Source organism: Herbaspirillum frisingense (genome assembly GCF_047325095.1).
Taxonomy (GTDB): domain Bacteria; phylum Pseudomonadota; class Gammaproteobacteria; order Burkholderiales; family Burkholderiaceae_D; genus Herbaspirillum; species Herbaspirillum frisingense.
Map to the genome: position 1 here is coordinate 687,547 of NZ_CP168558.1, position 15,450 is coordinate 702,996.

Annotated in this window: 13 protein-coding genes; 2 read left to right on the top strand and 11 right to left on the bottom strand. The window is 63.7% G+C overall.

Translation table 11 applies throughout. The features are described from left to right. Positions 1-40 precede the first annotated feature (40 nt). From ACEOAC_RS03175 to ACEOAC_RS03200, 6 genes are all read right to left on the bottom strand, one after another. Positions 41-961: an ABC transporter permease gene (locus ACEOAC_RS03175; RefSeq protein ID WP_234294779.1), complete on the bottom strand. Its 921-nt coding sequence runs from the start codon at positions 959-961 to the stop codon at positions 41-43. Between the two features lie 16 nt (positions 962-977). Next, positions 978-2,072 carry an ABC transporter permease gene (locus ACEOAC_RS03180; RefSeq protein WP_241811213.1) on the bottom strand — a complete coding sequence of 365 codons (1,095 nt, stop codon included), beginning with the start codon at positions 2,070-2,072 and terminating at the stop codon, positions 978-980. Further along, positions 2,065-3,609: an ABC transporter ATP-binding protein gene (locus tag ACEOAC_RS03185; RefSeq protein WP_413444107.1), complete on the bottom strand. Its 1,545-nt coding sequence runs from the start codon at positions 3,607-3,609 to the stop codon at positions 2,065-2,067. The genes ACEOAC_RS03180 and ACEOAC_RS03185 overlap by 8 nt, the downstream gene beginning before the upstream one ends. A gap of 206 nt (positions 3,610-3,815) precedes the next feature. Further along, positions 3,816-4,595, bottom strand: coding sequence for an ABC transporter permease (locus tag ACEOAC_RS03190; protein WP_241811211.1), 780 nt, complete (start codon positions 4,593-4,595; stop codon positions 3,816-3,818). A gap of 27 nt (positions 4,596-4,622) precedes the next feature. Then, complete coding sequence (locus tag ACEOAC_RS03195) at positions 4,623-5,408, bottom strand: ABC transporter ATP-binding protein (RefSeq protein WP_006461419.1); 786 nt, start codon at positions 5,406-5,408, stop codon at positions 4,623-4,625. An 85-nt stretch (positions 5,409-5,493) separates the two neighbouring features. Further along, a complete protein-coding gene (locus ACEOAC_RS03200) occupies positions 5,494-6,525 on the bottom strand; it encodes an ABC transporter substrate-binding protein (RefSeq protein ID WP_006461420.1) in 1,032 nt (343 codons plus the stop codon). A 709-nt stretch (positions 6,526-7,234) separates the two neighbouring features. On the opposite strand from ACEOAC_RS03200, the gene ACEOAC_RS03205 reads away from it, so the two are divergent. Then, on the top strand, positions 7,235-8,059 hold the full coding sequence (locus tag ACEOAC_RS03205; protein WP_413444106.1) for an outer envelope protein: 825 nt from the start codon (positions 7,235-7,237) through the stop codon (positions 8,057-8,059). Between the two features lie 226 nt (positions 8,060-8,285). Then, positions 8,286-9,545, top strand: coding sequence for a urate hydroxylase PuuD (locus ACEOAC_RS03210; RefSeq protein WP_413444105.1), 1,260 nt, complete (start codon positions 8,286-8,288; stop codon positions 9,543-9,545). Between the two features lie 81 nt (positions 9,546-9,626). Here ACEOAC_RS03210 and puuE read toward each other — a convergent pair whose 3' ends face one another. The 5 genes from puuE to ACEOAC_RS03235 all read right to left on the bottom strand — a co-directional run bounded on the left by puuE (position 9,627) and on the right by ACEOAC_RS03235 (position 15,376). Next, positions 9,627-10,559: an allantoinase PuuE gene (puuE, locus tag ACEOAC_RS03215; protein ID WP_241811208.1), complete on the bottom strand. Its 933-nt coding sequence runs from the start codon at positions 10,557-10,559 to the stop codon at positions 9,627-9,629. A 64-nt stretch (positions 10,560-10,623) separates the two neighbouring features. After that, the gene (locus tag ACEOAC_RS03220; RefSeq protein ID WP_413444104.1) at positions 10,624-11,358 is read right to left on the bottom strand and encodes an aspartate/glutamate racemase family protein; all 735 of its coding nucleotides are present in this window, start codon (positions 11,356-11,358) and stop codon (positions 10,624-10,626) included. A 40-nt stretch (positions 11,359-11,398) separates the two neighbouring features. Continuing rightward, a complete protein-coding gene (locus tag ACEOAC_RS03225; RefSeq protein WP_413444103.1) occupies positions 11,399-12,865 on the bottom strand; it encodes an NCS1 family nucleobase:cation symporter-1 in 1,467 nt (488 codons plus the stop codon). A gap of 236 nt (positions 12,866-13,101) precedes the next feature. Next, positions 13,102-13,860 carry a GntR family transcriptional regulator gene (locus tag ACEOAC_RS03230; RefSeq protein WP_039874068.1) on the bottom strand — a complete coding sequence of 253 codons (759 nt, stop codon included), beginning with the start codon at positions 13,858-13,860 and terminating at the stop codon, positions 13,102-13,104. Between the two features lie 457 nt (positions 13,861-14,317). Next, positions 14,318-15,376 carry an adenosine deaminase gene (locus ACEOAC_RS03235; protein WP_234294773.1) on the bottom strand — a complete coding sequence of 353 codons (1,059 nt, stop codon included), beginning with the start codon at positions 15,374-15,376 and terminating at the stop codon, positions 14,318-14,320. Positions 15,377-15,450 lie beyond the last annotated feature (74 nt).

Here is a 15,450-nt window from a genome sequence, read left to right on the forward strand (position 1 = left end):
GAAAGCAAAAAACGAAAGCCGCAAAGACCGTCTGCGCCCATCAGGATGCCCCGGGGCGGAAGGGCTTGCCCAGCGAGGCCGGCATGTTCAGGCGGATCCAGTCGGGGTTGCGCGAGATCAGCGCCAGCACCACGATGGTGGCCAGGTAGGGTGCCATCGACAGGATCTGCGACGGCACCGTCACGCCCATGCCCTGCAGGTAGAACTGGGCGATGGTGACGCCGCCGAACAGCAGCGAACCCAGCAGCACCCGCGCCGGACGCCAGGTGGCGAACGCGGTCAGGGCCAGCGCGATCCAGCCGCGTCCGGCCACCAGGCCCTCCACCCACATCGGGGTATAGACCAGCGACATATAGGCCCCGGCCAGTCCGCAGCAGGCACCGCCGAACAGCAGCGCCAGATAGCGGATGCCGCGTACCGAATAGCCCAGCGCATGGGCCGACTCCGGCGACTCGCCCACCGCGCGCAGCACCAGGCCGGCGCGCGTGCGATACAGGAACCAGATGCTGGCCAGGCACAGCGCCAGCGCCACGTAACTCATCCAGTGCTGGTGGAACAGCGCCTTGCCCAGAAAGGGAATGTCTTCCAGCAGGGGAATCGAATTGGGTTGGGCCGGCAGCGCCAGTCCGACGAAGCGCTGGCCGACGAACGCCGACAACCCCGCGCCGAAGATCGACAGCGCCAGGCCGGTGGCCACCTGGTTGGTGGCCAGGCGCAGCGCCAGCCAGGCGAACAGCGTGGCCATCAGCATGCCGCACACGGCACCGGCCATGAAGCCCAGCAGCGGGCTCTTGGTGGCATAGCCCACGGCGAAACCGGCGATGGCCGCCACCAGCATCATGCCCTCGGCGCCCAGGTTGAGCACGCCGGAGCGTTCATTGATCAACAGCCCGATGGCCGCCAGCAGCAAGGGTGTGCCGGCATTGATGGAGGCTGCGATGAGAGGAGCGAGTTGTTCCATGTCCTGTCCTGATTCCTTAGACTTTCTTTTTCCACGCCAGGCGGTAATCGATCAAGGTATCGCAGGCCAGCAGCAGGAACAGCAGCATGCCCTGGAAGACCCCGGTGATGGCCGATGGCAGGCCCAGACGCGACTGCGCCAGCTCGCCGCCCAGATACAGCAGCGACATGATCAGCCCGCCCAGGATCGCGCCGATCGGATGCAGGCGGCCGATGAAGGCCACGATGATGGCCGCAAAGCCATAGCCCGGCGATACCGACGGCAGCAACTGACCGATCGGCCCGGCGATCTCGAACGCTCCGGCCAGGCCGGCGAAGGCCCCCGAGATCAGGAGCGACACCCACAACGCCGAGCGTGCCGAGAAACCCGCGTAGCGCGCCGCATGCGGTGCCACTCCGCCCACCATCAGCGAAAAGCCGCGCAGGCTGCGCATCATGAAGATCGCCATCAGCACCGCCAGCACGATGGTCACCGCAAAGCCCACGTGCAGGCGTGTGCCGGAGAGCAGCATGGGCAGCATGAACTCACTGGAGAACACTTTCGATTGCGGGAAATTCATGCCATTGGGGTCCTTCAGCGGACCATTGACGGCCCACATCAGCAACAGCTGCGCCACATAGGTCAGCATCAGCGACACCAGGATTTCATTGGCATTGAACTGGTCGCGCAGGTAGGCCGTCACCGCCGCCCACAGCGCCCCGCCGACCACGCCGGCCAGGATCATGAGCACCAGACCCATGCCGCCGGAGATACCATGTCCCGGCACATCCAGCCAGACCAGCATGGCGCCCGAGCACAGCGCGCCGACCGTGAACTGACCCTCTGCACCGATGTTCCAGATGCTGGCGCGGAAGCACACCGCCAGTCCCAGCGCACACAGGATCAGCGGTATCGATTTGAGCAACAGTTCGCTGATGGCGCGCTTGCTACTGAAGGGATCGACCAGGAACACCTTCAGCCCGGCCAGCGGGTCCTTGCCCAGCGCCAGGAACAGCAGCGCGCCAAGCAGCAGCGTGGCGACGATGGCGATCACCGGCGAGAGGTAGGTCATCGTCTTCGACGGTGCGCCACGCAGCTCCAGGCGCAGCGGGAAACTCATGCGCTCAGCCATGACCCACCTCCGTGGCGGCGGGGGCATCCCACAGGCCGCTCATCCACACGCCGACCTGCTCGCGGGTGGCTTGCTCAATGGGAATGGAGGGCGACAGCCGACCCTTGGCGATGACGTGCAGGCGATCACATAACGCGAACAATTCGTCAAGTTCTTCCGAGATCACCAGCACCGCACACCCTTCCTGTTTCAGTTTCAAGATTTCGCCGTGGATCTGTGCCGCCGCGCCGACGTCCACGCCCCAGGTCGGCTGTGCCACCACGAAGACGGCGGGCTTGCGCTCCATCTCGCGGCCGACGATGAATTTCTGCAGATTGCCGCCCGAGAGGCTCTTGGCCGGCGCATCGGGGCCTGCCGCCTTGACCTTGAAGCGTTCGATGATGGAGGCTGCGGCGCGCCGGGTGAAGGCGAAATCGATCATGCCGCGCTTCACGTAAGGCGCCTTCTGGTGTGACAGCAGCATGTTGGCCGTCAGCGAGAGCGTGGGGACGGCACCGCGTCCCAGGCGTTCTTCCGGCACCAGGCCGAGGCCGGCGGCGCGACGCGGGTTGGGCGACAGATCACCGACCGCCTTGCCGCCCAGCATGATCATGTTGGGCGCGGCGCGCTGGTCCTCGCCCGACAGCGCCGCCAGCAATTCCTGCTGACCATTGCCGGACACCCCGGCGATGCCGACGATCTCGCCAGCCCGCACTTCGCACTCGATGCCCTTCAGCTCGGTGGCGAACAGGTGGGCCTTGGGCAGCGACAGGCGATTGACGTGCAGCTTGCGCTCATTGCGCTGCGAATCGGGATTGCGCTCGCGCTGCAGGCGCACCAGTTCGTCGCCGATCATCATGCGCGACAGGCTGGCGCTGCTTTCATTGCGCGGATCGCAGTTGCCGGTCACGCGACCGCCGCGCATCACCGTGGCGCTATGGCACAGGGCGCGGATCTCGTCGAGCTTGTGGCTGATGTAGAGGATGCTGCAACCCTCGTCGGCCAGGCGACGCAGGGTGATGAAGAGTTTTTCCACCGCCTGCGGCGTCAGCACCGAGGTCGGCTCGTCCAGGATCAGCAGTTGCGGCTCCGTCAGCAGGGCGCGCACGATTTCCACGCGCTGGCGCTCGCCCACCGACAGGGTGTGCACATGACGTTGCGGTTCCAGTTCCAGGCCGTATTTCTCGCCGGTACGGGTGATGCGCTCGGCCAGTTCCTTCAGGTCGGTCTTGGCATCCAGGCCCAGGGCGATGTTCTCGGTCACCGTCAAGGTATCGAACAGCGAGAAATGCTGGAACACCATGGCGATGCCCAGCTTGCGCGCCACCTGCGGATTGGCGATCTGCACGGTCTCGCCGTTCCAGCGGAGTTCGCCGGCATCGGGCTTGACCGCGCCAAAGATGATCTTCATCAAGGTGGACTTGCCCGCGCCGTTCTCTCCGAGCACGGCGTGGATCTCGCCGGGCGCGACCGCCAGGCTGACATCGTCGTTGGCCAGCACGCCCGGATAGGACTTGCGCACATGGCTGATTTCAAGACGGAGTGGAACTGCGCTCACGTGATTTCCCTGTGGTTTCGTATCGTTGTTGCTTCGATGGTCGCGGGCAGCCCCTCTGCCCCGGTTTCTTCAACTGCCTGCTGCGGCCTGCCGTGCCGGTAGCGAGCAGCCGGCGCGTCCGCGCGACATCATAGACAAATTGGGCCGCGCCGCATACCGCTTTCGCCGTGTTGGCCCCGGCGCTGTGGCGCAAAGCCCGATTTGTTTCATTTTCCGCGATGCGCCCAGCCGGTGGTGCGCCGTTCGATGATCGCAAACAGTTCGTACATCGCCATGGCCATGGCGCCGATCACCACCAGCCCGGCAAAGGCCAGCGGCATCTTCATCGACGACCCTGCCGATACCAGCAGATAGCCGATGCCCTGGTTGGACGCATTCATCTCGGACACCGTGGAACCCACGAAGGCCAGCGTGATGGCCACCTTCAGCGAGGCGAAGAAGTAGGGCATCGAGCGCGGCAGGCCCACTTTGAGCAGGATATCCATGCGGCGCGCGCCCAGCACGCGCAACACGTCCTCCAGTTCGGGCTCCAGCGTGGCCAGCCCGGTGGCGATGTTGACCATGATGGGGAAGAAGGAAATCAGGAAGGCCGTCAGGATCGCCGGCCCCGCCCCGATTCCGAACCAGACCACCAGCACCGGCACGAAGGCCGCCTTGGGCAGGGCATTGAAGGCCGTCATCAGGGGATAGGCGGCGGCATACAGCATGGGCGAGGAGCCGATCACGAAGCCCAGCGTCACCCCCACGAACACCGCAATGGCAAAGCCCACCATGGTGACCCAGAAGGTCGAGAGCGCATGCTCGGTGATCGGCCCGGCATAGTCCACCATGGCCTGCAGGATGGAGGCCGGACTGGGGAAGATGAAGTCCGAGACCTGCCAGACACTGCAGATGAACTGCCAGATGCCGAGGATGACGATCAGCAGGAACCACGGCGCGAGCGTGGTGGCGGCGCGGTTGAGCTTGCCGTTGAACGGTGTTTTCATGTTGGGTCCTTGGCCGGTCGATCAGGGTCAGGTATTGCGCACATGGCCGATGTGCTCGCGCAGTTCATGCACCAGCGCGTTGAAGCCGTCGGTATAGGTGGTTTCCAGGTCGCAGGGACGCGGCAGCGGGTTTTCGCGGCGCACCACGATGCGCCCCGGGCGCTTGCTCATCACGTAGATAGTGTCGGCCAGGAAGGCGGCTTCGCGCAGGTCATGCGTGACCAGGATGACGTTGAAGCGGCGCTCGGCCCACAGGTCGCGCAGCACGCACCACAGTTCCTCGCGGGTGAAGGCGTCGAGCGCGCCGAAGGGCTCGTCCAGCAACAGCATCTTGGGTTCGTGGATCAGCGCCCGGCAGATCGAGGCGCGTTGCTGCATGCCGCCCGACAGTTGCCAGGGAAACTTGTCGGCGTAGCCCTCCAGGCCTACGGTCTTCAACAATTTCAGGGCGCGCTCGGTATATTCGGCCTTCTTCTGCTTGAAATCGCGCCGGTAGGGCTCGACGATCTCCAGCGGCAACAGCACGTTGTCCAGCGTAGTGCGCCACGGCAACAGGGTCGGCGCCTGGAAGGCCATGCCCACGAACTTCAGCGGCCCGGTCACTGGCTGACCATCGATGACGACGCTGCCGCGATTGGCTTGCTTCAGGCCCGTGGCCAGTTTCATGAAGGTCGACTTGCCGCAGCCGGAGGGGCCGACGATGGCGATGAATTCGCCCGCGCGGGTCTGCAGGTCGATGTCTTCCACTGCAAAATCGGTGGCGCCGTCATAGGCCAGGTAGACGTGGCGGAAATCGACGAAGGGTTCGCTCATGGAAACGGTCTGCCAAGGATGCGGCCTTGTTCCTGGCTGGCCCGTTGTGGCCAGCCAGGGTCGTGGCCGGAAAAAATTAAATGATTTACTTCGGGAACACGTCCAGCTCGGCCTTGGAGGGCAGGAAGCTGGCATTCCAGATCTTGTCGGCATTGACCCGCGTCTTGGTGCCGTAGGCATCCGAGACCTGCGAGGCCATCAGCGTCAGGCGCGGGCCATAGACCTGGCCATAGCCTTCCGACTTGGCATGCGGCGTGGCGATGGCGCTGGCAATGGCCAGCTTCAGCCGACGCAGTTCGAGTTTTTCGTCGATCAGGCCGTCGCGCTCCTTGAGCACCTTGATGGCGGCGTCCGGATTGGCCATCACGTCACGGCTGGCCTTGGCGAAGGCGCGCAGGAAGCCCTTGATGGCTTCCGGCTTCTGCTTGACCATGGCGTCGGAGGCGATGATGGCGTTGCCGTACAGACGCACGCCATAGTCCGGATACATCATCACGTTGATGTCTTCATCCTTGATGCCGCGGGCATTGAGGTTCAGCAGGGAGGTGAAGTAGAAACCGGTGATGGCATCCACATCGCCGCGGGCCAGCATGGTTTCACGCAGCGGCGGGTCCATGCTGGTCCACTGGGTCTTGGTGGCGTCCAGGCCGTTGGCCTTGGCAAAGATGGGATAGGCACGGCGACCGGCGTCGAATACCGGTGACCCCAGCTTCTTGCCGACCAGGTCGGCCGGTTTCTTGATGCCGGATTTCTTGAGCGAGAAGATCGCTGCCGGCGTGTCGTTGTAGACCATCATCACGCCCACCGGCTTGCCCGGCGCATCCGGGTTGTTGGCGGTGAATTCCATCAGCGCGGCCATGTCGGCAAAGCCCATGTCATAGGTGCCCGAGGCCACGCGGTTGACCGCATTGCCCGAGCCATTGCCGGCGTCGATGGTGACATCCAGTTTTTCCTGGGCGAAGTAACCCTTGGACTTGGCTACCAGGAACAGGGCCGACGGACCCTCGAAACGCCAGTCGAGCTGGAACTTGATCCTGGTTTCCTGGGCGGCCGCGAGGGTGCAGCTGGCGCCCAGCAGCAGGCTGATGCCGAATTTGAAGAACTTGCTGGAATGCACGGTGGACTTCCCTTCCTGGTTCGTTTGAATGGCAGATTCCCACCGGTTAAAAGCATTTAATGTGCCAAGCGCCGTCCGGCCCCGTTGAGCACCCTCACGCTCCCCGCGGCTCGCGGCCGCAAGCGCAATCCGGTCGGCAGGCCGGTCAGCAAGCCGCTGGGCAATGATCGACAGCGCCTGGATTTTTTGTCGACAATCAAAAAATCCATTTGCGACAATTTGGTGCTTGTCTGCACCTTCATAGATAAAAATGCACTAAAAAAAATGCGATGACGGGGCTGGAAGGCTTATCGGCTGCGCCTTTGCCTGTTCCCTGTCGGTTGCCGGATGAGCGGGTTGATTGTCGACAATCGAAATGACGGACCCAGGGTGTCGCCCGCAGGCCCTTGGGATTCGGCCCGGACTCGGCTAGGATTGCGCCCCTGCGCGGGCCGATGCCTGTCCTTTCGGGGGAAAGCGACTCGTGTTTTTGACCACCGCAGACAAGTCAACCGGAGCCCCCGGAAGGGCTGGCACGGGCTTTGCGTAATGGCTGCCGTCGGTGCGGGTGTCGGCAGTGCTGTCAGCAATTTGCCAGGCCTTATTTGACAGGTAAGCACAGCGGAATGGCCGGTTTCATCCGGTGGCGGGGAGAGTGCAGGACGCCACGGGTGAACACGGAGATCCGGTCCAACAGCATTTTTTACAGTAGCAATACAGGGAGAAACTTATGAAAAAGGGTATCAAGGGGAAGTACTGGATGATGGCGGCCGTGGTCGCCTCGGCAGCTGGCAGCATGTCGGCGCAGGCTGCCGACTGGGCTGACAACTCGATTGGCTATCGCTACGGCACCCGCTTCGCCGAGCCGTACAACTCGCAGGACATCACCAAGAACATCGTCAACTTCCAGCACGCCAGTGGCTACAAATACGGTACCAACTTCCTCAACGTCGACCTGCTGATGTCCGACAGCAAGGATGACAATGCGCAGGAAGCCTACATCACCTATCGTCATACCCTCGATTTCAGCAAGATCAGCGGCAAGAACCTGGCCTTCGGCCCGGCACGCAGCGTGGGCCTGACCCTGGGCTTCGACTGGAACACCAAGAACGACAACAGCTATGCCTCCAAGAAGCGCATGCTGGTGATCGGTCCGACTCTGATGATGGATGTGCCTGGCTTCCTCAACGTGAGCGTGCTGGCACTGTTCGAAAGCAACCAGCCCAAGGGCATCAGCAGCCGCTATACCTACGATACCCACCCGATGCTGAACCTGGCCTGGGGTATCCCGCTGGGTTCGACCGGCCTGGCCTTCGAAGGCTACATGAACTATATCGCCGCCAAGGGCAAGAACGAGTTCGGTGGTTCCACCGGTCCCGAAGTCAACTTCGACGGCCAGATCATGTATGACGTCGGCACCCCGCTGGGCATGGGCAAGAACACCTTCCGCGTCGGTCTGGAATACCAGTACTGGCGCAACAAGTTCGGCAACCCGTCCAACGTCCCGGGCTCGCTGGCCAAGACCCCGATGGTGCGCGCCGAGTACCACTTCTAAGCGGTCCGGTCGCTGCCGCTGCTGGCAGCATCATGGCGATGCCGGATCATTCGATCCGGCATTTTTTGTTGGCGCGCCGCCTGCGTGGCGCGAGCCGGAATTGGCTACACTGTCGGTCCCCGGGTGCATGGATGGCGCGCCCGGAACGGCGGGATGGCAATCCCGGAAATGGATCACCCCTGGTCGTGATGGGGGAATGATCGGCGGTACTTGAGAGCGGAACATCATGGAAGCATATCTACTCGACTGGCTGAACCTGCTGCTGCGCTGGCTGCACGTGATCACGGCCATTGCCTGGATCGGTTCATCCTTCTATTTCGTCTGGCTGGACAACAGCCTGGTGGCGCCCACCGATCCCGAGCTGAAGGAAAAAGGCGTCGGTGGCGAACTGTGGGCGGTCCATGGTGGCGGCTTCTACAATCCGCAGAAATACCTGCTGGCGCCCAAGGCCTTGCCTGAGCATCTGCACTGGTTCTACTGGGAGTCCTACAGTACCTGGCTGTCGGGCTTCGCCCTGTTTTCACTGCTGTACCTGTTCAATGCCAATGTGTTCCTGGTGGACCGCAACGTGTTCGACATGTCGGCCTCGATGGCCGGCGGCACTGCCATCGCCTTCCTGCTCTTCAACTGGCTGATCTACGACGCCATCTGCAGCACCATCGGCGACCGTCCCGGTGCGGACCGGCTGGTCAACCTGCTGGTGGGCCTGCAGGTGATCGTCTCGGTGTGGGCGGCCTGCCATCTGTTCTCGGGACGGGCAGCCTTCCTCATCAGCGGTGCCTCGCTGGCCACCATCATGAGTGCCAATGTGCTGATGTGGATCATCCCGGGCCAGCGCAAGATGGTGGCGTCGATGCGCGCCGGGCAGGCGCCCGACCCCATCCACGGCAAGCGCGGCAAGCAGCGCAGCGTGCACAACACCTACTTCACCCTGCCGGTGTTGTTCGCGATGCTCTCCAATCACTACAGCATGACCTACAGCGCGCCACATAACTGGCTGGTGCTGCTGTTCATCATGGCCGCCGGCGCCCTGATCCGGCAGTTCTTCGTGTTGCGCCACAAGGGTGTCTACAACTGGTGGTATCCCGGAGCCGCCGTGGTGCTGCTGCTGGCGGTGATCATCTGGATGAGCCCGGCGATGCAGGCCAGACCGGCTGCCCCGGCGGCTGCTGCTGCCACGCCTGCCGAGGCTGCTGGCGCGGCAACAGCGCCATCGACATCGCCATCGGCTGGCGGGTTTGCCCAGGTGCAGCAGGTGATACAGGCGCGCTGCATCCAGTGCCATGCGGCCAAGCCGACGCTGATGCCGGTGCCGGGCAAGGGCGTGCTGCTGGATAGCCCCGACAACATCGCCCAGCATGCGCAGCAGATCTATCAACAGGCCGTGGTGCAGAAGTCCATGCCACTGGGGAACATGACCCACATCACGGATGACGAGCGGGCGGTGATCGGCAAGTGGTTCGAGAGCGGCGCCTCCATCAAGTAGAAATGCCGCCAGCAGAAGCGGGCGGCATCGGTCCTGATGCTGATGTCATACAGGGCGTCCAGCCATCCGACGCCCTTCTCTTCAGCGTTGCGCGAAGGGATGCGTCTTCTGCCAGTGCTCGGCGATATCGATGCGGCGGCAGATCCAGACCTTGTCGTGTGACTGCACGTAATCCAGGAAGCGCTGCAAGGCGCGGAAGCGCCCCGGGCGTCCCAGCAGGCGGCAATGCATGCCGATGGAGAGCATCTTCGGCGCTTCTTCTCCCTCCTCGTACAGTACGTCGAAACTATCCTTCAGGTACTGGTAGAAATGCTCGCTGGTGTTGAAGCCCTGCGGCGTGGCAAAGCGCATGTCGTTGGAGTCCAGCGTATAGGGCACGACCAGATGCGGACGCTTTTCGCCGCTGGCGGTCTGGACTTCGGTCCAGAACGGCAGGTCGTCGCCGTAGTAATCCGAGTCATAGGCGAAACCGCCATGCTCCACCACCAGTTGCCGGGTATTGGGTGAATCGCGGCCGGTGTACCAGCCCAGCGGGGCCGATCCGGTGAGTTCACGGAAGATCTGCACGGCCTCGCGCATGTGGGCGCGTTCGGTCTCGATGTCCATGCTCTGGTAATGAATCCAGCGCAGGCCATGGCAGGCAATCTCATGCCCCAGCTCCTGGAACGCCTGCGTGACGTCGGGTGAGCGCTGCAATGCCATGGCCACGCCGAAGATGGTCATGGGCAGGCCGCGTTTCTCGAATTCGCGCAGGATGCGCCAGACACCCACCCGTGAGCCGTATTCGTAGATCGATTCCATCGACATGTGCCGCGCCGGATACGCCGCCGCGCCCACGATCTCCGAGAGGAACTGCTCCGAGGCGGGGTCGCCGTGCAATACGCAATTCTCGCCGCCTTCTTCGTAGTTCAGCACGAATTGCAGCGCCACCCGCGCCTGGCCGGGCCAGTGTGCGTGCGGCGGGTTGCGGCCGTAGCCGGCGAGGTCGCGTGGGTAAGTTTGTTGCTGTGACATAAGTTCTTCGTTTGGCTATCAAGAAAGAAAACCGCAGCGCCCGACAACGGCGCTGCGTGGGAAATCAGATGCGTGCAAAACCGCTGAGCAAACCATGATAAGCCTTGGGCAGCGGGCGCGCCCATTCGCCACCCTTGGCCGTACCCAGGCCCAGTGCCACCAGCGACTCGGCCAGCTTGACGGCGGCGGTGACGCCATCGATCACCGGTGCACCGATGTCGCGACCGATTGCCGCGCACAGGTCGGCCATGCCGGCACAGCCCAGGACGACGGCCTCGGCGCCGTCTTCGGCCAGCGCACGCCGGCATTCCTCGGTGATGCGGGCACGCGCATCGGAGGCCGGGTTCTCCAGCTCCAGCACCGCGATCTCGCAGGCGCGCACGTTGCGGCAGAAGCGCTGCATGCCGTAGCGCTCGGCCAGGTGCCAGGCCATGCCGCTGGTGCGCGCCAGCGTGGTCACCACCGAGAACGAAGGGGCGACCAGGCTGGCCATGTGCATGGCCGCTTCGGCAATCCCGATCACCGGACCACGGGCCAGCTCGCGTGCCGCCGACAGTCCCGGGTCGCCGAAGCAGGCGATCACGTAGGCATCCATGCCGGCGCGCTCGCCCTCTTCGATTTCCTGCAGCAGCCCCGGCACGGCCAGCGCCTCGTCATAGTGGCTCTCGATCGAGGCCGGCCCCATCTGCGGGCTCACGCCCGTGATCTCGGTGCCGGGCGCGGCCACCTGGCGGGCGCAGGCGGTCATGGCCGCGGTCATGCTCATGGTGGTGTTGGGATTGATCAGCTTGATGCGCATGCTTGTTCCTTGATGCAAGGGGGGACGATGTCGACGGCGTTCAGCGCTTGCGCGTGAACATCAGGTAGAACACCGAGCCCAGCGCCGCGCCGATGAACCAGGAGAAGTCGGCTGCCTTGCGCAATTGCGGCAGCATGACGCAGGCCACGCACACGGCAGCGGCCAGCACCAACGCCTTGACGGCGTCGCGGTTGATCCCGTTGGTGTACCAGTAGCGACCCTCCGGACGCATGGTGTACAGGTCCTCGACCTTGACCTGGCGTTGCTTGACCAGGTAGTAGTCCGCCAGCAGGATGCCGTACAGCGGGCCGATGAAGCCGCCCAGCACATCCAGGGTGTAGTGGATCACTTCGGGATTGCCGAACAGGTTCCAGGGCGTGATGAAGATCGAGGCCGTGGCCGCGATCATGCCGCCGGCACGCCAGCTGATGCGGCTGGGCGAGAGGTTGGAAAAGTCGAAGGCGGCCGAGACGAAGTTGGCCACGATGTTGATGCCGATGGTGGCCGTCAGGAAGGTCAGTGCGCCGATCACCGCAGCCGTGGTGCTGTCGATGCGCGAAACGGTTTCCACCGGGTCGGTGATGAGTTCACCGAAGACGGCAATGGTGGCCGAGGTGGTCACCACGGTGACGATCGAGAACGCCAGGAAGTTCACCGGCAGGCCCCAGAAGTTGCCGCGCTTCACATCGGCGAAGCTATGGCAGTAGCGCGAGAAGTCGCCGAAGTTGAGCATCGGCCCGGAGAAGTAGGACACCACCAGCGAGATGGCCGTGATCATCACCGAGACTGCCGCCCAGCCGCTGTACTTGATCTCGCCCAGGTTCAGGCCGACATTCTGCCAGCCGGCCTTGTAGATCATCCAGCCGGCCAGCAGGAACATCACCACGTACACCGCCGGTCCGGCAAAGTCGATGAATTTCTTGATGGTCTCCATGCCGTTCCAGAACACCAGCGCCTGCAGCACCCACAGCAGCAGGAAGCCACCCCAGCCCAGCGCCGAGAGGCCGGCGAAGGAGTGCACGTGGACATCGGCATAGGGCTTCAGTTCGGGGAAGAACTTCAGCACCACCACCACGAAGGCGGCCGAGGCCAGGTAGGTCTGGATGCCGTACCAGGCCACCGCGATCAGGCCGCGGATCATGGCCGGCACGTTGGCCCCCAGCACGCCGAAGGACAAGCGGCTCATCACCGGATAGGGCACGCCATGCGCCTGGCTGGGACGCGCCACCAGATTGCACAGCAGGTAGACGATGCTGATGCCGATCAGCAGCGAGATCAGCACCTGCCAGCTGGTCAGGCCCAGTGCGAACAGGCTGCCGGCGAAGACATAGCCGCCCACGCTGTGCACATCGGACATCCAGAAGGCGAAGATGTTGTAGGAACCCCAGGTCTGTTTTTTCAGCGGGGCGAGATCTTCATTGGTCAGGCGCGCATCATTGCCGCCGGTGGCACCGGTGGCGCCAGCAAGCGCAGGGCCGGAAGCAGAGGGGGAAGCATCGGTAGTCATGGCCGGTCTCCATCAGAGAGAAAGGGTGGGGCGAAACGAATCACGCCCGGCCGGGCCGGGCTGTTCAACGGACTTCCTGCATGCTCTTGGCGGCATGGTGGTGGTCACACGGTCGGTGCTGCAGCGAGCCGCGCGACGTGGCCCTGTCTGTTGCTGACTTCCTTTTTCACTTCCTTCTTCCATCTTCCTGAGGCCCCCCGTCGGGGGAAATCAGGGTGTGCGCGCCGGCCCGTGGTTCACAGTCCCTTGCCGAGCACGGCGCGCAGATCGAACTGGTCATCCGCATCCGGCCGTACCCGGTCCTCGCACAAATGCAAGTGATGTGCCATATGCGACTGGGCTGCGGCGATGTCGCCCTGTTCCAGCGCTTCCAGCACGGTCTCGTGTTCATCGAAGGAGCAGGCGTTGTGGCCCGGCGCCTCCGTCTTGGCAATCATCAGCGTGGTGCGCGAGACCAGCTTGCGCAGCGTCTCCACCAGCAACGCGTTGCCGGTCAGTTCCGCCAGCGCCAGGTGGAACTGGGCCGAGAGCCTGATCCAGCGCGGCCGGTCGCCGTTGAGATAGCAATCCCGTTCTTCTTCCACCATGCGCCGCAGGCCTGCGATCTGGCGCGTCCCGGCGGCCTGCCCGACCTTTTCCAGCACCGCGTGTTCGAGGATGTTGCGCAACTCGAACATGTCGCGCACCTCGGCGTGCGAGGGACTGGCGATGAAGGCGCCGCGATTGGCTTCCAGGTCCACCATGCCCTCCGAGGCCAGCCGCGAGAGCACCTTGCGCACCGTGTGGCGGGCCGTGTCGTAGATCTGGCACAGCGTCTGCTCGGTCAGCTTGGTCCGCGGCGGCAGCCGGTGTTCCATGATGGCGTCGTAGATGTCCTGATACATCCTCTCCTCGACCGCCCCGGTGTGTTCACGCTCGCGGGCGCTGGTACCGGAACTGGCACTGGCACGCGTGGCGGGGGCAGGGGGGCGGGCGGTCTTGTTGGCTTTGTTCATGGTGATCGTGCTCTGGCTGGTCATTCTGGTCTGGAAGGTCTTCGCCGGATGACGAGGGAGTGCAGGAATCGTCAACAATCGCGGAACAGATGTGCAACAAAACGGGGCTTATTCTGCACCAAAAAGAGAGGAATGTGTCCCCCTTTGGTTCAGCCATCTGCCGCGTTTCGATGCTGCGATGCAGCGCCGCTCAGCCTGTGCTGCCTTGAGGGCCAGTGCTTGTCGGCATGTTGCAGGGCATGATCTGCGTTCCACAGATTGTCGGCAATCCGTCTCGTGATTCCCGGCAAAAATCCTGCTCAATGGCGTAGTCCAGTTGCCGTCATTCACGGACGGGACGGTTGCCAATTCAGGGCCACACACATGCAAGAAGCGTGCTTGCCGGCGTCTTGCCAAACAAAAACGCCCGGCCAGGGCCGGGCGTGGAAGGCGGAAAGCGGGGCAAAGCGGGCTGCGCTCAGTGGGCGGCGGCGTACTGTTCCAGTTCCTGATGCAGGATGGCCTTGTCCTCGTCGGACAGGAAGCAGGCGTCGATGCCATTGCGTGCCAGTTGCAGTACCTGTTGGCGCGACAGCTCAAGCGAGCGCGCCACGGCGTGGTAGTTGGCATTCATGTAGCCACCGAAGTAGGCCGGGTCGTCGGAGTTGACCGTCACCGCCAGCCCGGCATCGAGCAGGCGCGCCAGGTTGTGTTCGGCCATGTCCTTGACCACGCACAGCTTCAGGTTGGACAGCGGGCAGACCGTCAGCGGCGTGCGCTGCTGCGCCAGGCGTTGCATCAGGGCCGGGTCTTCCTCGCTGCGCACGCCATGGTCGATGCGCTCCACGTGCAGCACGTCCAGCGCACCGATGACGTAGGCGGCCGGGCCTTCCTCGCCGGCATGGGCCACCAGGCGGAAGCCCAGTTCGCGGCAGCGCGCATAGACGCGTTCGAACTTCTCCGGCGGATTGCCGCGCTCGGAGGAGTCCAGGCCGATGCCCAGCCACAGGTCGGCATATTGCTCGCGCAGCGGCAGGGCGGCCTCCAGGGTGGCGAAGGCATCTTCTTCCGACAGGTGGCGCAGGAAGGACATGATCATCACGCTGCCGAAACCATCGCGACGACGCGCATCGCGCAGCGCACCGGCGATGCCGGCAAACACGGTGGCGATTGGAATGCCGCGCTCGGTGTGGGTCTGCGGATCGAAGAAGATCTCTGCATGACGCACCTGGTCGGCCTGGGCGCGGGCGATGTAGGCAGCCGTCATGTCGTAGAAGTCCTGCTCGGTGCGCAGCACGTTGGCGCCGGCGTAGTAGAGGTCGAGGAAGGACTGCAGGTCGCTGAAGTTGTAGGCGGCGCGCAGGTCTTCCACCGAGGCGTAGGGCAGATCGACCTGGTTGCGCTGGGCCAGGGCGAACATCAGCTCGGGTTCCAGCGTGCCTTCGATATGCAGATGCAGTTCGGTTTTCGGCATGCCGGCGATGAAGCCGTCGAGGGCGGTGCCGGTGGCGGTGGAGGAAATGGCTGCTGAGCTCATGGAGACGACCCTTCAAAAATGGCGGTAACAGGGGAGGCGGGCATAGGCTGGCCCCGGGCCAGTTCAAGCAAACG